Source organism: Sphingomonas sp. GC_Shp_6 (assembly GCF_026540835.1).
Classification (GTDB): domain Bacteria; phylum Pseudomonadota; class Alphaproteobacteria; order Sphingomonadales; family Sphingomonadaceae; genus Sphingomonas.
On sequence record NZ_JALNUO010000011.1, the window covers coordinates 24647 to 48520 of the forward strand.

Annotated in this window: 20 protein-coding genes and 1 tRNA gene; 10 read left to right on the forward strand and 11 right to left on the reverse strand. The window is 64.8% G+C overall.

Features of this window, described 5'->3' with window-relative positions:
* Window positions 1-81 precede the first annotated feature (81 nt).
* Window positions 82-4371: a DNA-directed RNA polymerase subunit beta' gene (gene rpoC, locus OXQ95_RS13000; protein WP_242098306.1), complete on the reverse strand. Its 4290-nt coding sequence runs from the start codon at window positions 4369-4371 to the stop codon at window positions 82-84.
* A gap of 73 nt (window positions 4372-4444) precedes the next feature.
* Complete coding sequence (rpoB, locus tag OXQ95_RS13005; RefSeq protein ID WP_267381919.1) at window positions 4445-8623, reverse strand: DNA-directed RNA polymerase subunit beta; 4179 nt, start codon at window positions 8621-8623, stop codon at window positions 4445-4447.
* 343 nt (window positions 8624-8966) lie between these two features.
* Here rpoB and OXQ95_RS13010 point away from each other — a divergent pair, with 343 nt between their 5' ends.
* Window positions 8967-10079: a hypothetical protein gene (locus tag OXQ95_RS13010; RefSeq protein WP_267381920.1), complete on the forward strand. Its 1113-nt coding sequence runs from the start codon at window positions 8967-8969 to the stop codon at window positions 10077-10079.
* Window positions 10080-10104: 25 nt separating this feature from the next.
* Here the strand turns inward: OXQ95_RS13010 and OXQ95_RS13015 are convergent, their stop codons facing one another.
* From OXQ95_RS13015 to OXQ95_RS13050, 8 genes are all read right to left on the reverse strand, one after another.
* Complete coding sequence (locus OXQ95_RS13015; RefSeq protein WP_267381921.1) at window positions 10105-11424, reverse strand: pilus assembly protein TadG-related protein; 1320 nt, start codon at window positions 11422-11424, stop codon at window positions 10105-10107.
* Between the two features lie 11 nt (window positions 11425-11435).
* Window positions 11436-11969 (reverse strand): TadE/TadG family type IV pilus assembly protein, encoded by a 534-nt coding sequence (locus tag OXQ95_RS13020; protein WP_267381922.1) that lies wholly within the window; start codon window positions 11967-11969, stop codon window positions 11436-11438.
* Window positions 11966-12553: a TadE/TadG family type IV pilus assembly protein gene (locus tag OXQ95_RS13025; protein ID WP_267381923.1), complete on the reverse strand. Its 588-nt coding sequence runs from the start codon at window positions 12551-12553 to the stop codon at window positions 11966-11968. Before OXQ95_RS13025 ends, OXQ95_RS13020 begins: the two co-directional genes overlap by 4 nt.
* 128 nt (window positions 12554-12681) lie before the next feature.
* Window positions 12682-13374 carry a 50S ribosomal protein L1 gene (rplA, locus tag OXQ95_RS13030; protein ID WP_242098301.1) on the reverse strand — a complete coding sequence of 231 codons (693 nt, stop codon included), beginning with the start codon at window positions 13372-13374 and terminating at the stop codon, window positions 12682-12684.
* 4 nt (window positions 13375-13378) lie between these two features.
* Complete coding sequence (gene rplK / locus OXQ95_RS13035; protein ID WP_242098300.1) at window positions 13379-13810, reverse strand: 50S ribosomal protein L11; 432 nt, start codon at window positions 13808-13810, stop codon at window positions 13379-13381.
* Window positions 13811-14009: 199 nt separating this feature from the next.
* Window positions 14010-14546 (reverse strand): transcription termination/antitermination protein NusG, encoded by a 537-nt coding sequence (gene nusG / locus OXQ95_RS13040; protein WP_242098299.1) that lies wholly within the window; start codon window positions 14544-14546, stop codon window positions 14010-14012.
* Between the two features lie 11 nt (window positions 14547-14557).
* Window positions 14558-14755, reverse strand: a complete 198-nt coding sequence (gene secE, locus OXQ95_RS13045; RefSeq protein ID WP_242098298.1) for a preprotein translocase subunit SecE — start codon at window positions 14753-14755, stop codon at window positions 14558-14560.
* Between the two features lie 162 nt (window positions 14756-14917).
* Window positions 14918-14994 (reverse strand) — tRNA-Trp (locus OXQ95_RS13050).
* A gap of 85 nt (window positions 14995-15079) precedes the next feature.
* Here OXQ95_RS13050 and OXQ95_RS13055 point away from each other — a divergent pair.
* Window positions 15080-16102 (forward strand): alpha/beta hydrolase, encoded by a 1023-nt coding sequence (locus OXQ95_RS13055; protein WP_267381924.1) that lies wholly within the window; start codon window positions 15080-15082, stop codon window positions 16100-16102.
* On the opposite strand, the gene OXQ95_RS13060 is transcribed toward OXQ95_RS13055, so the two are convergent.
* Window positions 16033-16680 (reverse strand): hypothetical protein, encoded by a 648-nt coding sequence (locus OXQ95_RS13060; RefSeq protein ID WP_267381925.1) that lies wholly within the window; start codon window positions 16678-16680, stop codon window positions 16033-16035. The two genes, OXQ95_RS13055 and OXQ95_RS13060, sit on opposite strands and share 70 nt — an antisense overlap.
* 244 nt (window positions 16681-16924) lie before the next feature.
* Here OXQ95_RS13060 and rpsL point away from each other — a divergent pair, with 244 nt between their 5' ends.
* The 8 genes from rpsL (at window position 16925) to OXQ95_RS13100 (ending at window position 23872) form a co-directional block, all read left to right on the forward strand.
* Window positions 16925-17296, forward strand: coding sequence for a 30S ribosomal protein S12 (gene rpsL, locus OXQ95_RS13065; protein WP_029936467.1), 372 nt, complete (start codon window positions 16925-16927; stop codon window positions 17294-17296).
* A 42-nt stretch (window positions 17297-17338) separates the two neighbouring features.
* Window positions 17339-17809, forward strand: coding sequence for a 30S ribosomal protein S7 (rpsG, locus tag OXQ95_RS13070; protein ID WP_242098295.1), 471 nt, complete (start codon window positions 17339-17341; stop codon window positions 17807-17809).
* A 97-nt stretch (window positions 17810-17906) separates the two neighbouring features.
* A complete protein-coding gene (gene fusA, locus OXQ95_RS13075) occupies window positions 17907-20003 on the forward strand; it encodes an elongation factor G (protein WP_267381926.1) in 2097 nt (698 codons plus the stop codon).
* A 164-nt stretch (window positions 20004-20167) separates the two neighbouring features.
* Window positions 20168-21361 carry an elongation factor Tu gene (tuf, locus tag OXQ95_RS13080; RefSeq protein WP_242098293.1) on the forward strand — a complete coding sequence of 398 codons (1194 nt, stop codon included), beginning with the start codon at window positions 20168-20170 and terminating at the stop codon, window positions 21359-21361.
* A gap of 146 nt (window positions 21362-21507) precedes the next feature.
* Complete coding sequence (gene rpsJ, locus OXQ95_RS13085) at window positions 21508-21816, forward strand: 30S ribosomal protein S10 (RefSeq protein ID WP_007406109.1); 309 nt, start codon at window positions 21508-21510, stop codon at window positions 21814-21816.
* A gap of 256 nt (window positions 21817-22072) precedes the next feature.
* The gene (gene rplC, locus OXQ95_RS13090) at window positions 22073-22936 is read left to right on the forward strand and encodes a 50S ribosomal protein L3 (RefSeq protein WP_242098292.1); all 864 of its coding nucleotides are present in this window, start codon (window positions 22073-22075) and stop codon (window positions 22934-22936) included.
* A 5-nt stretch (window positions 22937-22941) separates the two neighbouring features.
* Window positions 22942-23568 carry a 50S ribosomal protein L4 gene (gene rplD / locus OXQ95_RS13095; protein WP_267381927.1) on the forward strand — a complete coding sequence of 209 codons (627 nt, stop codon included), beginning with the start codon at window positions 22942-22944 and terminating at the stop codon, window positions 23566-23568.
* Window positions 23561-23872, forward strand: a complete 312-nt coding sequence (locus OXQ95_RS13100; RefSeq protein ID WP_242098290.1) for a 50S ribosomal protein L23 — start codon at window positions 23561-23563, stop codon at window positions 23870-23872. Before rplD ends, OXQ95_RS13100 begins: the two co-directional genes overlap by 8 nt.
* The last annotated feature ends 2 nt before the right edge of the window (window positions 23873-23874 follow it).

Genomic DNA, 23874 nt, shown 5'->3' on the forward strand with positions numbered 1-23874 from the left:
TAGCGGAGCCGCAAACAAAAAGCCGCCGCCCGGCATCCCGGGCGGCGGCTTCTAGATCCTGGCACCGCAGTGCCCGGCGGATCAGTCGTTCAGATACTCGCCGGCATCCGCATCGGTGCCGGTGCCCGAGGTGACGACCTCGGCGAGCGGATCGCTGCCGGTGCCTTCGCTGTCACGGGCCGAGCGGGCCAGCTCGGCGTCATGCTCTTCCTTGGCGCTGGCGGGTGCCACCAGCGACACTTCGGCCATGCGGCGCTGCTGCACGCGGAGTGCGGCATCGCGGCTGGAGGCGGCGACGCGGAGGCGGTTCATGCCCGCACCCGTGCCCGCCGGGATGAGCCGGCCGACGATGACATTCTCCTTCAGGCCGTTCAGCGAGTCGATCTTGCCCTGCACCGAAGCCTCGGTGAGAACGCGCGTCGTCTCCTGGAACGAAGCCGCCGAGATGAAGCTGCGGGTCTGCAGCGACGCCTTGGTGATGCCGAGCAGGACCGGCTTGCCCTGGGCCGGCGTCTGGTTCTTCTCCAGCTTCTCGTTCGTGGCGTCCATCTCCTCGCGGTCGACCTGCTCGCCCTTCAGCAGCGTGGTGTCGCCGCCATCGGTGATCTCGACCTTCTGGAGCATCTGACGGACGATCGTCTCGATGTGCTTGTCGTTGATCTTCACGCCCTGAAGACGATAGACCTCCTGGATTTCGCTCACCAGATATTCCGCCAGCGGCTCGACGCCCATGGTCTCCAGAATGTCGTGCGGATCGGGGCTGCCGCCGATCAGGTTATCGCCACGCTTGACGTAGTCGCCTTCCTGAACGTCGATCACCTTCGACTTGGGCACGAGATACTCGACGACCTCGCCGCCATCCTCGGGCTGGATGCCGATCTTGCGCTTCGCCTTATAGTCCTTGCCGAACACGACGCGGCCCGAAACCTTGGCGATGATTGCCGAGTCCTTGGGGATGCGCGCTTCGAACAATTCGGCGACGCGCGGCAGACCGCCCGTGATGTCGCGCGTCTTGGCCGATTCCCGGCTGACGCGAGCAATCACGTCGCCGCCCTGCACCTGTGCGCCGTCCTCGACCGAGAGCGTGGCGCCGGCGGCCAACATGTAGCGACCCGCTTCGCCCGACGCGTCGTCGAGCAGGGTGATGCGCGGACGCAGATCCTCCTTCGACTTGGTCGCCGCACGATATTCGGTCACGACGCGCTGGGCGATGCCGGTGGCCTCGTCGGTCTGCTCGGTGAGCGTCTTGCCCTCGATCAGATCGACGAACTTCACCGTACCCGGATTCTCGGTGATGACCGGCATGGTGAACGGATCCCACTCGGCCATCCGGTCGCCCTTGGCCAGGATATGGCCGTCGTCCATCAGCACATAGGCGCCGTACGGGATGCGGTGCGTCGAGAGTTCGCGGCCGTCCATGTCGACGATCGCGATCTCGCCCGAGCGGCTGAGCACCACGCGACGACCGCGCTGGTCCTCGATGATACGCAGATCGCGGAACTGGACCGTGCCGTCGACCGGCGCTTCCAGGTTCGACTGCTCGTTGAGCTGCGCCGCACCGCCGATGTGGAAGGTGCGCATCGTGAGCTGCGTGCCCGGCTCGCCGATCGACTGCGCCGCGATGACGCCGACCGCCTCGCCGATGTTCACCGGCGTGCCGCGGGCGAGATCGCGCCCGTAGCACTTGCCGCACACGCCGATCTTCGATTCGCACACCAAAGGCGAGCGGATCTTGACGGCCTGCGTGTTCAGCGCCTCGATCGTCACGATCATCGGCTCGTCGAGCAGCGTGCCCGACTTGATGACGACCGCGTTGGTCTTGGGATCGAGAATGTCCTCCGCCGTGGTGCGGCCCAGGATGCGCTCGCCGAGCGAGGCGATGGTGCTGCCCCCCTGGACGATCGCCTTCATCTCCAGCGCGCGCGTCGTGCCGCAATCCAGCTCGACGATCGTGCAATCCTGCGAAACGTCGACCAGACGGCGGGTCAGGTAACCCGAGTTCGCCGTCTTGAGCGCCGTATCCGCCAGGCCCTTGCGGGCACCATGCGTCGAGTTGAAATATTCGAGGACGGTCAGGCCTTCCTTGAAGTTCGAGATGATCGGCGTCTCGATGATCTCGCCCGACGGCTTGGCCATCAGGCCGCGCATGCCGGCAAGCTGCTTTATCTGCGCCTGCGAGCCACGCGCACCCGAATGCGCCATCATGTAGATCGAGTTGATCGGCTTCTCGCGACCCTTGTTGGGGCCGTCGTCGTATTTCTTGACCGCCTTGATCTCGTTCATCATCGCGTTCGCCACCTGGTCGCCGCAACGGCTCCAGGCGTCGATCACCTTGTTGTACTTTTCCTGCTGGGTGATGAGCCCGTCCTGATATTGCTGCTCATAATCCTTCACCTGGTCGCGCGTCTCGTCGACGAGCGCGATCTTGGCGTCCGGAATAATCATGTCGTCCTTGCCGAACGAAATGCCCGCCTTGAACGCGTGACGGAAGCCGAGCGACATGATCGCGTCGGCGAACAGCACGGTCTCCTTCTGGCCAGTGTGGCGATAGACCTCGTCGATCACGTCGCCCACGTCCTTCTTGGTGAGCAGGCGGTTGACGGTGTCGAACGGCACCTTCGACGATTTCGGGAGCGTCTCGCCGAGCAGCATGCGGCCCGGCGTCGTCTCGAACCGTTTCAGATACTGGTTGCCCTTCTCGTCGGTCTGCGGAACGCGGCTGACGATCTTGGTATGCAGCGTCACCGCCTTCGCCTCGAGCGCCTGATGCACCTCCGACATGTCGGAGATCAGCATGCCCTCGCCAGGCTCGCCTTCCTTCATCATCGACAGATAATACAGGCCCAGCACCATGTCCTGCGACGGCACGATGATCGGCTTGCCGTTGGCGGGCGACAGGATGTTGTTGGTCGACATCATCAGGACGCGCGCTTCCAGCTGCGCCTCGAGGCTCAGGGGCACGTGAACGGCCATCTGGTCGCCGTCGAAGTCGGCGTTGAACGCCGAGCAGACCAGCGGGTGAAGCTGGATCGCCTTGCCCTCGATCAGCACCGGCTCGAACGCCTGGATGCCGAGACGGTGGAGCGTCGGCGCACGGTTCAGCATCACGGGATGCTCGCGGATCACCTCGTCCAGGATGTCCCAGACTTCCTTGCGTTCCTTCTCGACCCACTTCTTCGCCTGCTTGAGCGTCATGCTCAGACCCTTGGCGTCGAGGCGCGCGTAGATGAACGGCTTGAACAGCTCGAGCGCCATCTTCTTCGGCAGGCCGCACTGGTGCAGCTTGAGCTCCGGTCCGGTCACGATGACCGAACGACCCGAATAGTCGACGCGCTTGCCGAGCAGATTCTGGCGGAAGCGGCCCTGCTTGCCCTTCAGCATGTCGGACAGCGACTTCAGCGGACGCTTGTTGGCGCCCGTGATCGTGCGGCCGCGGCGACCATTGTCGAACAGCGCGTCCACCGCTTCCTGCAGCATGCGCTTTTCGTTGCGGACGATGATGTCCGGCGCGCGCAGCTCCATCAGCCGCTTCAGGCGGTTGTTGCGGTTGATGACGCGGCGGTACAGGTCGTTCAGATCCGACGTCGCGAACCGGCCACCGTCCAGCGGCACCAGCGGGCGCAGCTCGGGCGGGATGACCGGCACGACCTCGAGGATCATCCACTCGGGGCGGTTGCCCGAATCGATGAAGCTCTCGACGACCTTCAGCCGCTTGATGATCTTCTTGGGCTTCAGCTCCGACTTGGTCGTCGCCAGCTCTTCGAGCAGCTGCGTGCGCTCGCCCTCCAGGTCGAGATCCTGGAGCATGATGCGCACGGCCTCGGCGCCGATCCCGGCGGTGAAGGCGTCCTCACCATATTCGTCCTGCGCGTCGAGGAGCTCGTCCTCGGTCATGAGCTGATATTTCTCGAGCGCGGTGATGCCCGGCTCGATGACGATATACGCCTCGAAATACAGCACGCGCTCGAGCTGCTTCAACTGCATGTCGAGCAGCAGGCCGATGCGCGAGGGCAGCGACTTCAGGAACCAGATGTGCGCGACGGGGGCGGCGAGCTCGATGTGACCCATCCGCTCGCGGCGCACCTTCGAGACGGTGACCTCGACGCCGCACTTCTCGCAGACGATGCCCTTGTACTTCATGCGCTTGTACTTGCCGCACAGGCACTCGTAATCCTTGATCGGACCGAAGATGCGCGCGCAGAACAGGCCGTCGCGCTCGGGCTTGAACGTGCGATAGTTGATGGTCTCGGGCTTCTTGATCTCGCCGAACGACCAGCTGCGGATCTTGTCCGGCGATGCGATGCCGATCTGGATCTGGTCGAAGGTTTCCGGCTTGGCCACCGGATTGGCGAAGGGCGTCATCTCGTTCATGTTTCAATTCCCTCTAGGGGTAAATTCCGTGCGCGCGGGGGCAGGGGGCGGCCATCCGACCGCCCCCGTTCCCTCATTCCGCCGCGATCTGGATGCCGTCGCTGTCATAGCCGAGTTCGGCGGTCGTCAGCTCGACGTTCAGGCCCAGCGAGCGCATTTCCTTGACGAGCACGTTGAAGCTCTCGGGGATGCCGGCCTCGAACGTGTCGTCGCCCTTGACGATCGCCTCGTAGACCTTGGTGCGGCCGACCACGTCGTCCGACTTCACCGTCAGCATCTCCTGCAAGGTGTAGGCGGCGCCATACGCCTGCAAGGCCCAGACCTCCATTTCGCCGAAACGCTGCCCACCGAACTGCGCCTTACCACCCAGCGGCTGCTGCGTGACGAGGCTGTACGGCCCGATCGAACGCGCGTGGATCTTGTCGTCCACGAGATGGTGGAGCTTCAGCATATAGATGATGCCCACCGTCACCTTGCGATCGAACATGTCGCCGGTGCGCCCGTCGAACAGATCCGACTGGCCCGACGTGTCGAGACCCGCCAGTTCCAGCATGTCGGACACGTCGGCCTCGCGTGCACCGTCGAACACAGGTGTGCCCATCGGCACGCCGCGCTTCAGGTTCTCGGCCAGTTCGACGATCTCGTCGCCGTCGCGCGCGTCGATCTCGGCGGTGTAGTTGTCGCCGTAGATCGTCTTGAGGCGATCCTTCACCGCATCGGGCATCGCACCCGGCTTGGCGTCGGGGTTCGCCTCGCGCCAATCCTCGAGCTGGGCCGCGAGCTGCTGGCCCAGACCACGTGCGGCCCAGCCCAGATGCGTCTCGAAGATCTGCCCGACGTTCATGCGCGATGGCACGCCCAGCGGATTGAGCACCAGATCGACCGGCGTACCGTCGGCGAGGAACGGCATGTCCTCCGCCGGCAGGATGCGGCTGATGACGCCCTTGTTGCCATGACGGCCGGCCATCTTGTCGCCCGGCTGCAGCTTGCGCTTCACCGCGACGAACACCTTGACCATCTTCAGCACGCCGGGCGGCAGCTCGTCGCCACGCTCCAGCTTCTCGCGCCGATCGTGGAACTTGTCGGTGATGAGCTTGGCGGCATCATCATATTGCTGCTTCACCGCTTCCAGATCGCTCTGGACCTTGTCGTCGGCGACCGCGAACTTCCACCAGTCATGGCGGTCCACGCTCTCCAGCAGGTCCATATCGATCACGACGCCCTTCTTTACGCCCTTGGGCGCCGCGGTCGCGGTCTGGTCGAGCAGCATCTCGCGCAGGCGGCTCCAGGTCGCCCGATTGAGGATGGTGCGCTCGTCGTCCGAGTCCTTCTTCAGGCGCTCGATCTCCTCGCGCTCGATCGCCATCGCGCGTTCGTCCTTGTCGATGCCGTGGCGATTGAAGACGCGCACGTCCACCACCGTTCCGGCAACGCCCGGCGGCAGGCGCAGCGAGGTGTCGCGAACGTCCGAGGCCTTTTCACCGAAGATCGCGCGGAGGAGCTTTTCCTCCGGCGTCATCGGCGATTCGCCCTTGGGCGTGATCTTGCCGGCGAGAATGTCGCCCGGCTCGACCTCAGCACCCACATAGACGATGCCCGCCTCGTCGAGGTTGCGCAGTGCCTCCTCGCCGACGTTCGGGATATCGCGCGTGATGTCCTCCGGCCCGAGCTTGGTGTCGCGGGCCATCACCTCGAACTCGTCGATATGGATCGACGTGAACACGTCGTCCTTCACGATCCGCTCGCTGATGAGGATCGAGTCCTCGTAGTTGTAGCCGTTCCACGGCATGAACGCGACGAGCGCGTTGCGCCCCAGCGCCAGCTCGCCGAACTCGGTCGAGGGACCATCGGCGATGATGTCGCCGGCCGCGACCACGTCACCCACCTTCACCAGCGGGCGCTGGTTGATGCAGGTCGACTGGTTCGAACGCTGGAACTTCATCAGCGTGTAGATGTCCACGCCCGACTTGCCCGCATCGACCTCGCCGGTGGCGCGGATCACGATGCGCGCGGCATCGACCTGGTCGACGATGCCGGCGCGCTTGGCGCCGATCGCCGCACCCGAATCGCGCGCCACCGTTTCTTCCATGCCCGTGCCGACGAACGGCGCCTCGGCCTGGACGAGCGGCACCGCCTGACGCTGCATGTTCGAACCCATCAGCGCGCGGTTGGCGTCATCGTTTTCCAGGAACGGAATGAGCGATGCGGCGACCGAGACGAGCTGCTTGGGCGAAACGTCCATCAGCGTGATGTTGTCGGGCAGCGCCATCAGGAATTCGCCCGCCTGACGCGACGAAACCAGTTCCTCGGCAAAGCCGCCATCGGCGGTCAGCTCAGCGTTGGCCTGCGCGATCGTGTGCTTGGCCTCTTCCATCGCCGACAGATACACCACGTCGTCGGTGACCTTGTGGTCCACGACCTTGCGGTACGGCGTCTCGATGAAGCCATATTTGTTGACGCGGCTGAACGAGGCCAGCGAGTTGATGAGACCGATGTTCGGACCTTCCGGCGTTTCGATCGGGCAGATGCGGCCATAATGCGTCGGATGCACGTCGCGCACCTCGAAGCCCGCACGCTCACGCGTCAGACCGCCCGGCCCGAGCGCCGAAACGCGACGCTTGTGCGTCACTTCGGACAGCGGATTGGTCTGGTCCATGAACTGCGAGAGCTGCGACGAGCCGAAGAACTCACGAACCGCGGCAACTGCCGGCTTCGCGTTGATGAGATCGTTCGGCATCACGGTGGACACGTCGACCGACGACATACGCTCCTTCACGGCGCGCTCCATGCGCAGCAGCCCGACGCGATACTGGTTCTCCAGCAGCTCGCCCACCGAACGCACGCGGCGGTTGCCGAGATTGTCGATGTCGTCGATCTCGCCCTTGCCGTCCTTCAGGCCGACGAGCGTCTTCACCACCGCAAGGATATCTTCGGTGCGAAGCGTCGTCACCGTATCCTCGGCATCGAGGTCGAGGCGCATGTTGAGCTTCACGCGGCCCACCGCCGAAAGGTCGTAGCGGTCCGGATCGAAGAACAGGCCGGCGAACAGCGCCTCGGCCGTCTCGAGCGTCGGCGGCTCGCCGGGGCGCATCACGCGGTAGATGTCGGAGAGCGCCTGCTCGCGCTCCTCGGCCTTGTCCACCTTCAGCGTGTTGCGGATCCATGCACCGGTCGAAACGTGGTCGATGTCGAGCAGCTCGATCCGGTCGATCCCGGCCTTGTCAAGCAGTTCGAGATTCTCCTGGCCGATCTCGTCGCCGGCCTCGACATAGATCTCGCCGGTCTGCTCGTTGATGAGGTCATAGGCCGAATAGCGACCATAGATCTCCTCGGTCGGGATCAACAGGTCGGTCAGCCCGTCCTTGGCCGACTTGTTGGCGGCGCGCGGGCTGATCTTCTGGCCGGCCGCGAACACGACCTCGCCCGACTTCGCATCGACGATGTCGAACAGCGGCTTCACACCGCGCCAGTTTTCGGCGGCGAACGGGATGATCCAGCCGCCCTGGCCGCGCACATAGGTGACGCGGTTGTAGAATTCGTTGAGGATATCCTCGCCCGTCATGCCGAGCGCATAGAGCAGCGCCGTCACCGGCAGCTTGCGCTTGCGGTCGATGCGGACGTTGACGATGTCCTTGGCGTCGAACTCGAAATCGAGCCACGAACCGCGATAGGGGATGACGCGCGCGGCGAAGAGATACTTGCCCGACGCGTGGGTCTTGCCGCGATCGTGATCGAATAACACGCCCGGCGAGCGGTGCATCTGGCTGACGATCACGCGCTCGGTGCCGTTGATGAAGAACGTGCCGTTCTCGGTCATGAGCGGCATGTCGCCCATGTAGACGTCCTGCTCCTTGATATCGATGACCGACTTGGCCTCGGTATCCGGATCAACCTCGAACGCGGTCAGGCGCAGGGTGACGCGCATCGGCGCGGCGTAGGTGATGCCACGCTGACGGCATTCCTCGACATCGAACTTCGGCGGCTCGAGCACGTAATCGTCGAAGTCGAGATAGGCGGTGCCGGCGAAATCTTGGATCGGGAACACGCTGCGCAGCGTCTTTTCGAGGCCCGAGACATGGCCGATCGACTTGTCGGAGCGGAGAAACTGTTCGTAGCTCTCGCGCTGGACCTCGATCAGGTTCGGCATCTGCACGACTTCGTGGATGTTGCCGAACACCTTGCGGATGCGGCGCTTGGCCGTGCTCTGCTCGGGGCGCCGCGCGGTCCCGCTTTCGATTGCCTTGGTAGCCATAGGATCGTTTTGCCTCGTCAGCCGTCTAATCTCTGCCCGGAGACCTCCGGGGCGGGGCGTGCGAAGACGCCGAAAAGCCGCTCGCATACGGGATGCGGCGGCGTTCGGCGTCCGGAAACCCCGGCATCCCATTCGATCGATCGGCTGCGCGACGGCCGCTCATTTCCCGGATGCTGTGGCGAGCCAGCGATATAGGTGCCGTGTTGCCGGCTGTCAAACGCGGGCATCTGCTGGTAGCGCCCCGTGCGTGCTTCACCGCCGCCACGGCGCGGCTCGTCGCAACCCGGCTTGCACCACTGGTCGCGCCGTGGCCGCAGAAACGATCATCAGGGAATTCGCGATCATGACATTCGAGAGGCGCCGTGCGGTATCGGCCGCGCCAATCCTCGCCGTGGCGTTGGCGGCACTTGGCGGACGGGCCGGCGCGCAGGACGTCGTGCGGACCATACCCAATCTCGGCAATTTCAGCCTCACGCCGTCCCAACCCCAGGCGAGCCCGACGCCCTATGCGACGCCGGTGCCGCTCGCATCGCCCTTGTCGCTGCCGGCGATCACGCCAACGCCTCAGCGGCGGGCGACCGCCACGCCCAAGCCCGCGCCATCCCCCCGTGCCGCGCCATCCCCCCGTGCCACGCCGACGCCGCGTGCCACCCCGACCCCCGATGTCCCCCCGACGTCCACGCCGGCACCGGTTCCGACGCCGTCGTCCGCCGCGGCAGCACAGCCTGCTGCCGTCGCGACGCCGACGCCAATGCCGACGCCGGGCATCACGCCGCTACCGCCTGCGTCACCGCAGCAGGTGGCATGGCCATGGCCATGGCTGGCCGGTGTCGGCGCGCTGGCGGTTGCGCTAGGCGGGGCGGGGCTGTGGTCGCGGCGCCGCGGGGCGAAGGCGGAAACCGGTGAGGGCGGCTCGGATGCGGTGGCCGTGGCGCCGCTCACGCCGATCGTCCCGCGCGGCAGGCTCGCGCTTGCGTTGCGGCCGACGCGCGCGGGGCTCAACATGCTGAGCGCGACCGTCGACTGCGAGGTGACCGTGACGAACCGGGGCGACGCTCCCGCCACCGATATCCGCCTGAGGGCCCAGTTGCTCAGTGCATCCTCGGGGCAAGAGGCGGCGGTGAGCGGGTTTGCGGCCGAGCCGATCGCACGTCCGACCGCGCCGACCTTCGCCCTGGCCCCAGGCGAGGAGCGTCGGCTTCGGATCGTCATGGCGCTGCCGCGCGACGCGATCGAGGCGCTGAGCGCGAACGGTCGCCCCATGTTCATCCCCCTCGCCGCGTTGAACGTGATCTATGCGGCGGGACACGGGGGCCTCGGCCAGACGGTGCAGGCATTCGCGGTGGGCGTGGAGCGCGTGGATTCGTCCAAGCTCGCGCCCTTCTGGCTCGATGTCCCGCCGCGGATGCAGGATGCGGTTGCCGCGCGCTCCCACGCGGTCTTGCTCGAGCGCTGATTGGAGGCGGCTGCCCGGCGCCGCATCACCCCGAAATTCGGGCGGTCGCGACGGCGTTCTGGAACAGCGTGTCGAGCGCGGTGTAGATATCCTGATCGGTCGACACCTTGGTATAGAGCCCGGGCGACGCGCAGGCCTGAAGCGCGGGTTCGATCTGGTTGAGATAGGGCGCGACGTTGGCCTGCGACCAGCTGTCGTTGGCCAGCGCCTGGGGAAGATATTCGGTATAGAGAACCGCGATCCGAATTCCCCGGCTCTTGATCGTGGTGCACTTGGCAGTGTCGAACCCGATTTCCGGACGGCCGCCGGGGCGGGACTCGTCACGCATGCCGTCCGTGATGAGGAACATGATGGCTTGGGGTTGAGCGCCGTTCAGCCCCGTTCCCGGCGACGGGTTGATGACTTTGTTCATCTGGTCGAAGGCGTCGCTGCTGCCCGTGTCCTGATCGTTATAGCCGACATCGGTGTTCTTGCAGGCTTGGGTCGGGCAACCGTTGCTGTAGTAATTGCTCGGCTTCAGGTTGGTCGTCGTGGTCGCGGCCAAGGACAGATTGGCCGTGAGCGACTGAATCATCGAAAATCCGCCGGCGCCATGAAACGAATGGATCGCCATCCGGTAGTTCGCGCCGTTTTTGCTCGACGTGCTCTGCGCATCCGCCGTCAGCTTCGAGACGGCGGTGCCTTCGTCGTCGATGCGCAGTGTGAGGCCGTAGGATTTGGCCACGCCATACAGATCCTGCATGTTGCCGTTCGCATCCTTCCCCTTCAGATCGTTCGTCGAATGGCAGGCGAACTGGCATCCGTTGCCGTTGCTCGCGCCCACCTTACTCAGCCCGGCCGTCGTGGTGGGAAGCGCCATCGATCCTGATACGTCGAGCAGCATGTAGAAATCGATGTTGGGCGCGGTGGCGTTGGTGGTCTGGGAGGTGCCGTGGATGGTCAGCAACGGCAAGCCCAGAATATTGGCGAAGATGTTCGACGACGTGGCGACATAGCTGACGGTCGCGGTGCGACGGCCGGTCGAATCCGTCGGTGCGCTGGTCGACAGGCTTGTCAGCTTGACCGAGCCGTTGTTGAGAACGCTCTGGCTCTGGATCTGGAACATCTGGGTGGCGTAACCCGCGGCGCTGTTGTCATCCAAGCTCATCACCGTCTTGCTGACCGCCACCAGCGCAGCGGCATCGGCGACCGCGTTGAGCTTGGTCTGCGATTTCATCGCGCGGGCGTAATCGATGCCCATGCCCGTGGCGAACGTCAGCGGGATGAGCGCGAAGGCGAAGATCATGAAGACGTTGCCGCGGCGATCGTGCCGCAGCCGCTTCGCCAGATGGAGGAGCGGGCGCATGATCGTCATCTTCAGCAATCCGGGCAAGTGATGCTGTTGGAATTGCGCGGCAGCATGTACAGCGAATCCGACAGGTTCATGGCGTTGACGAAACCGAAATTGACCGACGGCGTGTAGGCATAGGAGGTTTCGGCGAACAGGAAGTATGTGCCCGGTATCCGCATCGCGAGCGGGATCGTGGCGACGGAACCGGGTTTGTAGGCCGTGCCGTTGGCCGCCCGGCTCCACTGGACCGTTGTCCTCAGATTATAGTCGGTGCCGACCTCGGTGATCCGGATGACCGCATTGCTGGCCGCGTAGGGGGCGAGCACCTGCGTCGCGGCGGACAGGTTGCTGTCCACTTCGCTGGCGGTCGTCGAGCCCGATTGGTTCTGTGCGATCAGATCGGCGATCGCGCGCGTTGCGATAGTGATCTTGCGGCTGCATGCGATGCCATCGCCCAGCTGGAACCCACCGAGATAAAGCGTCAGCAGGATCGGCAGGACGATCGCGAATTCGATGAGCGCGAGGCCGCGCGTGTCTGTGGCGAGCTTGCGCGACGTCACGAATAGCTCTCCGTCTTGGCGACCGAGGTGGCGACGATCAGTCGCTGGCCGTTGCCCACGTTGACGAGCCCCAGCTGCATCGGCGCCGCCTGGATCGGCCAGAGATACATGAGCCGCACGAGCACGACGGCGCCCTGGCTGCCGAGGCTGTAGCTGAGCGTGTTGTTGGGGTTGCCGTTCGCATCGAACGTGATCGTCGGCATACTGGTGTCCATGGCGTTCCAGCTGGTCGCGCTGCGCACGTCAACCAGCAGCTTGGCGCACGACATATAGCCGGGCAGCGTCGCGCATGCGGCGTTGCGGAACCGGGTCTGGAGCTGCGCTGGGCTCATGCCGCTGCTGGAACCGGTCGCGTCGGCGGCCTGCGCCTTTCCGGTGACGACGCTGCGTGCGGCGGCTTCGACGCTCGTCTCGAGCGCCTCCTGGCTGAAATAGATCAGGCTGGTCTGGAGAATGGCCATCAGAACCGCGAAAAAGGGTGTCACCACCAGCGCGAATTCGATGATCGTGGCGCCGTCGTGCGCGGGTACGATGCTGCGCCAGCCGCGCCGCGGCTTGCCCGATCGCTGTGCTGCCGATGCCATCACACGTCTCCCTGCGGAGACCGGTAGATCGCAGTGGCTAATTTTGCGTGAAGGTGGCGGCGTAACTTACGAAAAAGGGCCGGGATCGCTCCCGGCCCTCATTCGTCGATCCTGTCGATCGTCGCGGCTTAGGCGCCGGCGACCTCGGTCGTGTCGACCTTGATGCCCGCGCCCATCGTCGACGAGATCGCGACCTTGCGGACATATTTGCCCTTCGCGCCCGACGGCTTGGCCTTCACCACCGCATCGACCAGCGCGTCGAAATTCGCGCGCAGATCCTCGGCCGGGAAGCTCGCCTTGCCGATGCCCGAATGGATGATGCCGGCCTTCTCGACGCGATATTCGATCTGGCCGCCCTTGGCGTCCTTGACCGCCTGCGCGACGTTCATCGTCACCGTGCCGAGCTTCGGGTTCGGCATCAGGCCCTTGGGGCCCAGCACCTTGCCGAGACGCCCGACGATGCCCATCATGTCGGGCGTCGCGATGCAGCGGTCGAAATCGATCGTGCCACCCTGGATGGTCTCCATCAGGTCCTCGGCCCCCACGACGTCGGCACCGGCGGCCAGCGCCTCCTCCGCCTTCGCGCCGCGGGCGAACACGCCGACGCGGACGGTCTTGCCGGTGCCCTTGGGCAGGTTGACCACGCCGCGCACCATCTGGTCCGCATGGCGGGGATCGACGCCTAGGTTCAGCGCCACTTCGATCGTCTCGTCGAACTTCGACGTGGCGCCCGAACGCGCCAGCGCGATCGCCTCGTCGACGCCGTGAAGCTTCAGCGAGTCCACGGTGATCGTCTTCTGCTTCTTGGTCAGCTTGGCCATGGGATCAGCCCTCCGTCACTTCGAGGCCCATCGCGCGGGCGCTGCCTTCGATGATCTTGGTCGCGGCCTCGATATCGTTGGCGTTCAGGTCCTTCATCTTGGCCTGGGCGATCTCGCTCAGCTTGCTGCGCGCGATCGTGCCCGCCGACACCTTGCCCGGCTCCTTGGAGCCCGACTTCAGGCCGGCGGCCTGCTTGATGAGGAACGAGGCCGGCGGCGACTTCGTCTCGAACGAAAAGCTGCGATCGGCATAGACCGTGATCCGCGTGGGGATCGGCGTTCCCTTGGTCAGCTCGGTGGTGCTCGCGTTGAACGCCTTGCAGAACTCCATGATGTTCACGCCGCGCTGACCCAGTGCGGGGCCGATCGGCGGTGCGGGCTTGGCGTCGCCGGCCGGCACCTGGAGGTTGATGTAACCCGTAATCTTCTTTGCCATGTCACTCTCTTTCGAGGGGCGATGCCCCGATCAAGTCGAGCGGTTCGAACGGGCACGCCGACGGCACGCCCTCCCGCGATGTTTTTCCGTCAGCGTCTGCTTGGGGAGCGGCGGCCGATAGCTGAACGGCGAGCGGCTGTAAAGCCGCCCGCCGTTTGATTGGGGGTACGCCTGCTGACCTGACCGCTCAGGCCGCGCCTTACTTGCTGCGCTCGACCTGCTCGAATTCGAGCTCGACCGGGGTGGCACGACCGAAGATGCTGACCGAAACCTTCACGCGGCTGCGGTCGAAATCAAGTTCCTCCACGGTGCCGTTGAAGCTCGCGAACGGGCCGTCGAGCACCTTCACGGCGTCGCCGATCTCGTAATCCACCTTCACCTTGTGCTTGGGTGCGGCGGCCGCCTCTTCCTTGGAATTCAGCATCCGCGCGGCTTCGGCTTCGCTGATCGCCTGTGGCTTGCCCATGCTGCCGAGAAAGCCCGTCACCTTGGGCGTGTTCTTTACTAGGTGATAGACATCGTCGTTCATGTTCAGCTTGGCGAGGACATAGCCCGGCATGAACTTGCGCTCGACCGCGATCTTCTTGCCGCGACGGGCCTCGGTGATCGTTTCGGTGGGCACTTCGATCTGCTCGACCAGCTGGTCGAGGCCGAGCCGCGTCGCGTCGGCCATGATCTGGTCGCGAACCTTGCCTTCGAAACCCGAATAGGCGTGAATGATGTACCAGCGCGCCATGGGAACCTTTTCTACTGGGCCAGCTTGAGCAGCGCGGCGACGATCGCTTCGAAGATCGTGTCCACACCGAGGAAGAACACGGCCAGGATCGTCGTCATCACGACAACCATCACGCCGGTCATCACCGTCTCGCGCCGCGTCGGCCAGACGACCTTCGCGGTTTCGGCGCGAACCTGCTGGATGAATTCGAGGGGTGTCGTCTTCGCCACGTGTCTGTGAGCCCGCCAAACGGATGAGGATATCGAGCATGGAACCCCGCCCCGCCGCCCTCTTGGGCGGAGGCGCTAGGCCGTCCTCGCTATCGGATGGTTTGCGCATCTAGCTTCGCACGCCAGGGAAGGCAAGGGGGTGCGGAGCGCCGGCAGCGGCGGTGGCAGGGGAGCTCGGACTCGAACCGAGGGCCTTCGGTTTTGGAGACCGACGCTCTAACCAACTGAGCTACACCCCTGTGCGGGGCTGCCCATAACGCCGGACGATGCCGCGGGCAATATGAAAGACTAGCGTTTCGCCTGCGAATCGATCATCGGGCGATCATGCCACGTTCTTTCTTGCTCGCCGTCCTGGCGCTTCCCCTGGCCGCCCTGCTGGCCGGCGCCGACACCCCGGCCGCGAGCCCCGATTTCGGCCCGATGCTGGAGCGTTTCACCTATCCCTGGCCCGTCCAGACGATGACCGTCGACGTGGTGGGGGCGCCAGTGCAGATGGCGTTCATGGACGTGGCGGCGGCACGGCCGAACGGCCGCACCGTCGTGCTGCTGCACGGCAAGAATTTCTGCGGCGCCACCTGGGAGCATAGCGTCCGCTCGCTCACCGATGCGGGCTACCGGGTGATCGTGCCCGACCAGCTGGGCTTCTGCAAATCGTCCAAGCCGCGGGCGGCGCAATACAGCTTCGAACTGCTGGCGACGCTTACCCACCGGCTGCTCGAATCGCGGGGGGTAACGCGCGCCACGATCGTCGGCCATTCGTTCGGCGGCATGCTCGCGATGCGCTACGCCATCCTCTTTCCGGATGCGGTCGAGCGACTCGTGCTCGTCAACCCGCTCGGGCTGAAGGACCGTTCGGAAGAGGGGCTGCCCTATGTCGATGTCGACACGCTCTGGGCGGGCGAGCGCCGGACGAGCTATGCCTCCATCAAGGCGTATCAGCAGGAGAATTACTATCACGGCACCTGGAAGCCGGCCTATGATCGCTGGGTGTGGATGCTGGCCGGCATGTATGCGGGTGCCGGACGCGACATGGTGGCGCTGGCCCAGGCGAAAACCAGCGAGATGGTGAAGACGCAGCCGGTCGCGCACGAGCTCGGCCGGATCGCGCCGCCCACCACGTTGCTGATCGGAACGCTCGACCGCACCGCGTTCGGGCGCGCGCAGACGCCGCCGACGCTCCGGCGTTTCCTACTGGCCATCCCGTTGATCGCGCCCGATGCGGCGCGGCAGATGAAGAACGCCGTCGTCATGCCGCTCGACGGACTGGGCCATGCGCCTCAGGTCGAGGATCCCGCGCGGTTCGATGCCGCGCTGCTCGGCGTGTTGAAGGGGCGCCAGGGACGGTAGGGCAGGGGGCGTATCCGGCCATTGTCGTTGGCCGCGACCGGTGCGGGGGGCGGAATGAGCGTCGCACCTGCCGCGATCAACGCCAGCGTGGCGTAGACGGGTCGGTCCCCGATCGCGAGAACGAGCGCCGCGACGACCGCCATGCCCAGCGCGGGTCGCCGCTCGACAATCGCGATCCCGATGGGCAGGACAAGGAGGGGCGCCATCGCGGGCGCAAGCAGCGCCAAGGCCAGACTGGCGCGCAGTGCATAGCGCGAATCGGGTGGCGACGCGGGCTTCGCGACGATGGTCGCGGTCAGCCAGGCGAGCGTTCCCGCCAGCAGGGCGACCAGCAGCGCGAACACGCTTCGGCCACCGTCCGGCGCCTGTGCGGCGAGGGGCCAGAGGCCGATCGCCGGCGATCGCGCGCCGGTTGCCACAAAGCCGCTTATGGCGATCAGCGCCCCGAGCGGTATGGCCATGGTGGACAGGGTGTCAGGCTGGCGCGTTATGCCGCGCTCGCCACCCATCGCGCATGCGATCGTCCAGCCGCGCTTCGAAGCGGTGATCGGCAGCGGAAGAGGATAGGGGATGCGCATGGCGATCCCTCTGCACGCCGCCGGGTTGCGAGGCGGTTAAGCCGATGCCGCGCCAGTTGACCGATCGGGACGGCATGCGTATAGGCGCGCCCTGTTCGACGGGACCGTTCCCGCCAGACATGCATGAACATTGCTGGATGCATTCCAGGGCTTGAGGGAGTCGAACGACGCCCGATGGTCCTTTTTGTATTCTCAGGCGCCGCGTGGCTCCAGCAAAGTAACCAATGGAAAGGTGAAGGCTTCAATGCCGACGATCAACCAGCTGGTCCGCAAGGGCCGCGAACCGCAGAAGGCCAAGTCCAAGGTCCCTGCGATGGAGCAGAACCCGCAGAAGCGCGGCGTTTGCACCCGTGTCTATACGACGACGCCGAAGAAGCCGAACTCGGCGCTGCGCAAGGTGGCCAAGGTCCGCCTGACGAACCAGCGCGAAGTCATCAGCTACATCCCGGGCGAGGGCCACAATCTTCAGGAGCACTCGGTGGTCCTGATCCGTGGCGGCCGTGTCCGCGATCTTCCCGGCGTCCGCTACCACGTCCTGCGCGGTGTGCTCGATACACAGGGTGTGAAGGACCGGCGCCAGTCGCGTTCCAAGTACGGTGCGAAGCGGCCCAAGTAAGCCGCTCCCGTTCTTCCAGCTGATTTGAAAGGTTAGCCCAGCATGGCTCGTCGTCGTCGTCCCGAAAAGCGGGAAATCCTGCCTGATCCCCGTTTTGGTGATGAGGTTCTCTCCAAGTTCATGAACTCCGTCATGTATGACGGCAAGAAGTCGGTCGCCGAACTGATCGTCTATGGTGCGATGGAAACCGTCGAGACCCGCGCCAAGCGCGAGCCGCTCGGCGTGTTCCACGACGCGCTGAACAACATCAAGCCCGGCATCGAGGTCCGCTCGCGTCGCGTCGGCGGTGCCACCTATCAGGTGCCCGTCGAGGTGCGTCCCGAGCGCGCTCAGGCGCTGGCGATCCGCTGGCTGATCTCGGCGGCGCGTGCCCGCAGCGAGAACACGATGGCCGCACGGCTGTCGGGCGAGCTGATGGACGCCGCCAACAACCGCGGCAACGCGGTGAAGAAGCGCGAAGACACGCACCGCATGGCGGAAGCGAACCGCGCCTTCTCGCACTACCGCTGGTAACCGGGCCGCTGGTGGCTTTTCACCGGTAGCTTAACCACCTATATATTGGGGAGCCGGCCGTCAGGCCTGCTCCCCATATCTTCAAGGAAGCACGATCATGGCCCGCAGCCATCCGCTCGACCGTTACCGCAATATCGGCATCATGGCACATATCGATGCCGGCAAGACGACGACGACCGAGCGAATCCTGTATTACACCGGCAAGTCCTACAAGATCGGCGAAGTGCACGAAGGCACCGCGACGATGGACTGGATGGAGCAGGAGCAGGAGCGCGGGATCACCATCACGTCGGCTGCGACCACCTGCAAGTGGCGCGCCGAAGAGGGTAAGGGCGAAGAGCACCTTATCAACATCATCGACACGCCCGGACACGTCGATTTTACGATCGAGGTCGAGCGATCGCTGCGCGTGCTCGATGGTGCGGTCGCCTGTTTCGACGGCGTCGCCGGCGTCGAGCCCCAGTCGGAGACGGTGTGGCGTCAGGCCGACAAGTATGGCGTTCCGCGGATGTGCTTTATCAACAAGCTCGATCGCACCGGTGCCGATTTCTACTTTTGCGTGAATTCGATCATCGAGCGCCTGGGCGCGCGGCCGGCGGTGCTGTATCTGCCGATCGGCATCGAGGGCGGCTTCAAGGGTCTCGTCGATCTCGTCGAGAATCGTGCGATCATCTGGCTCGAAGAGAGCCTCGGCGCGAAGTTCGAATTCCAGGACATCCCGGCGGACATGGCCGACAAGGCCGCCAAGTATCGCAGCGACCTGATCGAAATGGCCGTCGAGCAGGACGATGCCCTGATGGAGGCCTATCTCGAAGGCAATGAGCCGAGCGTCGCGGACCTGAAGAAGCTGATCCGCAAGGCTACGCTCAGCATGGCGTTCGTGCCGGTGGTGTGCGGCTCCGCGTTCAAGAACAAGGGCGTCCAGCCCCTGCTCGACGCCGTGGTCGACTATCTCCCGAGCCCGCTCGACGTTCCCGCGATCCAGGGTCTGAAGCTCGACGGCGTCACGCCGGACGAGCGTCCCTCGTCGGACGACGTGCCGTTCTCGGCGCTGGCGTTCAAGATCATGAACGATCCCTTCGTCGGCACGCTGACCTTTGCGCGCATCTATTCGGGCAAGCTGGAGACGGCGAGCCAGGTGACCAACTCGGTCAAGGACAAGAAGGAAAAGGTCGGTCGCATGCTGCTGATGCATGCGAACAGCCGCGAGGACATCCAGGAGGCATTCGCCGGCGACATCGTCGCGCTGGCGGGTCTCAAGGACACGACCACGGGCGACACGCTTTGCGCGATGAACGCGCCGATCATCCTCGAGCGCATGGAATTCCCGGAGCCCGTGATCGAGCTCTCGGTCGAGCCCAAGACCAAGGCCGACCAGGAGAAGATGGGCGTCGCGCTCAATCGTCTCGCCCGCGAGGATCCGTCGTTTCGCGTGTCGTCGGATGCCGAATCCGGTCAGACCATCATCAAGGGGATGGGCGAGCTCCACCTCGAGATCCTGGTCGACCGCATGAAGCGCGAATTCAAGGTCGAGGCGAATGTCGGCGCGCCGCAGGTGGCGTATCGCGAGTATCTGAAGAAGCCTGTGGACGTCGACTACACCCACAAGAAGCAGTCGGGCGGCACGGGCCAGTTCGGCCGCGTGAAGGTCAAGGTCACGCCGGGCGAGCGCGGTTCGGGCATCATCTTCAAGGATGAGATCAAGGGCGGCAATATTCCCAAGGAGTATCTGCCTGCGATCGAGAAGGGCTTCCGCGAAACTGCGGCGACCGGTTCGCTGGTCGGCTTCCCGATCATCGACTTCGAGATCGTGCTGTATGACGGCGCGTACCACGACGTCGACTCGTCTGCGCTGGCGTTCGAAATCTGTGCGCGTGGCGCGATGCGTGAAGTGGCGCAGAAGTCGGGCATCACGCTGCTCGAGCCCGTCATGAAGGTCGAGGTCGTCACTCCGGAGGATTATCTGGGCGACGTCATCGGCGACATGAACAGCCGCCGCGGCCAGATCCAGGGTACTGACAGCCGCGGTAACGCGCAGACGGTCGAGGCGATGGTGCCGCTGGCCAACATGTTCGGCTATGTGAACTCGCTTCGCTCGTTCACCCAGGGGCGCGCGCAATACTCGATGCAGTTCTCGCATTACGACGAAGTTCCGCAGAACGTGGCGGACGAGGTCAAGGCGAAGCTGGCGTAAGCTCAGGGCGATCGGGGCCGAGGCGACTCGGTCCCGATCCGTCCAAAGCCGCCCTTCACGGCAAAATCGCGAAGGGCTGGCGTTCCCCATCATCACCCGCTATTGGGCCGCGTTCGCGTGAGCCCCTAAGCGGCACCGACATTCGACTCAGAAGGTAGGACATCATGGCCAAGGCAAAATTCGAGCGGAACAAGCCGCACCTCAACATCGGCACGATCGGCCACGTCGATCATGGCAAGACCTCGCTGACGGCCGCTATCACCAAGGTGCTGGCCGAGACGACCGGCGGCACCGCCGTCGATTTCGCTAACATCGACAAGGCGCCGGAAGAGCGCGAGCGCGGCATCACGATCTCGACCGCACACGTCGAGTATGAGACGACCGCGCGCCACTATGCGCACGTCGATTGCCCGGGCCACGCCGATTACGTGAAGAACATGATCACCGGCGCCGCGCAGATGGACGGCGCGATCCTGGTCGTGTCGGCCACCGATGGCCCGATGCCGCAGACCCGCGAGCACATCCTCCTCGCCCGCCAGGTCGGCGTGCCCGCGATGGTCGTGTTCATGAACAAGGTCGATCTGGTCGACGACGAGGAAATCCTCGAGCTGGTCGAGCTGGAAATCCGCGAGCTGCTCAGCTCGTACGACTTCCCGGGCGACGATATTCCGATCGTCAAGGGTTCGGCCACCTGCGCGCTCTCGGGTTCGAACGACACGTTCGGCAAGGAAGCCGTGCTCGAGCTGATGAAGCAGGTCGACGAGTACATCCCCCAGCCCGAGCGTCCGCTCGACAAGCCGTTCATGATGCCGATCGAGGACGTGTTCTCGATCTCGGGTCGCGGCACGGTCGTCACCGGCCGCGTCGAAACCGGCATCGTCAAGGTCGGCGAGGAAGTCGAGATCGTCGGTATCCACCCGACCGTCCGCAAGACCACGGTCACGGGCGTCGAGATGTTCCGCAAGCTGCTCGATCAGGGCCAGGCCGGCGATAACGTCGGCGCACTGATCCGCGGCGTTGCCCGTGACGAGGTCGAGCGTGGCCAAGTGCTCTGCAAGCCCGGCACGATCAAGCCGCACACCGACTTCCAGTCGGAAGTGTACGTGCTGTCGAAGGACGAGGGTGGCCGTCACACGCCGTTCTTCGCCAACTATCGTCCGCAGTTCTACTTCCGCACCACGGACGTCACCGGCACGGTCGAGCTGCCCGAGGGCACCGAGATGGTGATGCCGGGCGACAACGTCGCACTCGGCATCAAGCTGATCGCGCCGATCGCCATGGACGTGGGCCAGCGCTTCACGATCCGCGAAGGCGGTCGTACCGTCGGCGCAGGGGTTGTCAGCGGCATTTCCAAGTAATATAGGCGCAAGCCTGTCGGGGGGTCGGCATCGGGCAACCGGTGTCGACCCTTCGCTTTTAATGTAAGCATCACGAGTTTCTGGCTCCTTCGTCGTCGGCATCGCCGATCGGGGAGGCGCCCGCTCTTTCGCATCGGTAGGGATCCATGGACAGCAACATCCGCATTCGTCTGAAGGCGTTCGATCATCGCGTGCTCGATCAGGCGACCGGCGACATCGCCGACACCGCCCGTCGCACGGGTGCCCTTATCCGCGGTCCGATCCCGCTGCCCACGCGCATCGAGAAGTTCACGGTCAACCGTGGCCCGCACATCGACAAGAAGTCGCGCGAGCAGTTCGAGGTCCGTACCTACAAGCGCATGCTCGACATCGTCCAGCCGACCCCGCAGACCGTGGACGCGCTCATGAAGCTCGACCTCGCCGCGGGCGTTGACGTCGAGATCAAGCTCGCCTAAAGGGCTGCGACGCGCTGCGGTCGACTCCGGTCCCGCGGCGCTGTGGCATTTTAGAGATACCGCCGGCGCTCTTCGCCGGGGCAGCGTCTCCCGTCATGTTTCTGAACTTCCCGGTGTCCGGGAACTTGGAGGCAACCAGCCCGGGACGGGGGCACGCTTCGCATTTCCGGGCTGGACGGGCATCATCGGATCGGTCCGGTGGCGCCCGGCACGCATGTCGCAATCCCGCGATGTGCCTCTGTGAGGAGTGTGGATCATGCGCACCGGCGTGATCGCGAAGAAGATGGGGATGACCCGCCTGTTCCAGGACGACGGTCGGCACGTGCCGGTCACCGTTCTGCAACTCGATGGCGTGCAGGTCGTCTCCGTTCGCGAAGAAGATCGTGACGGCTATACCGCCGTTCAGCTTGGCGCAGGCAGCGCCAAAGCTAAGAACCTTTCCAAGCCGCAGCGCGGCCATTTCGGCAAGGCCGAAGTCGAGCCCAAGGCGATCATGGCCGAATTCCGCGTCGACGCGGACGGCCTGCTCGCGGTCGGTGCCGAGATTTCGGCGGCGCATTATGTCGCCGGCCAGCTCGTCGACATTCAGGGCCGGACGCAGGGCAAGGGCTTCCAGGGTGGCATGAAGCGTTGGGGCTTCGGCGGTCTGCGCGCGACGCACGGCGTGTCGGTATCGCACCGTTCGCTCGGTTCGACCGGTCAGCGCCAGGATCCCGGCAAGGTCTTCAAGAACAAGAAGATGGCCGGTCATATGGGCGACAAGAACCGTACCCAGCAGAATCTCGAGATAGTCTCGACCGACGTCGAGCGCGGCCTGTTGTTCGTCAAGGGCTCGGTTCCCGGCTCCAAGGGCGGTTGGCTGATCGTCAAGGATGCGGTGAAGGTCGCGCGTCACGCCGACGCGCCGTTCCCCGCCGGCCTTCGCGATCCGCGCCACGCCAATGAAGAGCATGTGATCGCCGCTGTCGAAGGTGACGCGGTTCATGAGCTCGCGCCGCTGCCGAGCGCCGAAGAGGTCGAGGCCGGCGTCGCCGCTGCCGACGCTGCGGGCGCCGGCATGGTCGACCCGGGCAGTATCCCCCCGGCCGACAACGGCCCCACCACCGGCCAGGAGGGCTGATCGTCGTGAAGATCCAATCCAAGTCCTTCTCGGGCGGCAACGGCACCGAGATCGAGCTCAACGACGAGGTCTTCGGCCTCGATCCGCGCGCCGACATCCTGCACCGCGTCGTCACCTGGCAGCTCGAAAAGCGCCGCGAGACGGCCCGCGGCACGCGCGAGCGTTCCGACGTCGCACGGACCGGCAAGCGTTTCGGTCGGCAGAAGGGTGGCGGTACCGCCCGTCACGGCGATCGCCGCGCCCCGATCTTCATCGGCGGTGGTAAGGCGCACGGCGCGCGTGTCCGCGATTTCAATCCGTCGCTGAATAAGAAGGTTCGTGCGCTTGGTCTGAAGATGGCGCTCAGCAGCCATGCGAAGGCCGGCACGCTGGTTGTCATGGATAGCCTGGGCGTCGCCGAGAACAAGACCAAGACGCTGATGGCGGATTGGGCACAGCTTGGCTTCGGCAAGACCGCGCTCGTCATCGACGGCGACATGGTCGACACGAGCTTCGCGCTAGCCGCGGGCAACCTGCACACGATCAACGTGATGCCGGCGGCCGGTGCCAATGTGTACGACATTCTGAAGCATGACACGCTGGTGCTGACGCGCGCCGCGGTCGAGAAGCTGGAGGCCCGCTTCCATGGCTAAGCCGCAAAAGGCGATCGACGTCCGTCATTATGACGTGATCGTCGCGCCGCACATCACCGAGAAGGCGACGTTGCTCAGCGAGCACAACGCCGTCGTGTTCCGCGTCCACAACGACGCGACCAAGCCGCAGATCAAGGCTGCCGTCGAGGCTCTCTTCGACGTCACCGTGACGGGCGTGAACACGATCGTCCAAAAGGGCAAGACGAAGAAGTGGAAGGGCGCAAACTACACGCGCTCCGACATGAAGAAGGCGATCGTCACGCTCAAGGACGGCCAGTCCATCGACGTTACGACGGGGATCTGAGG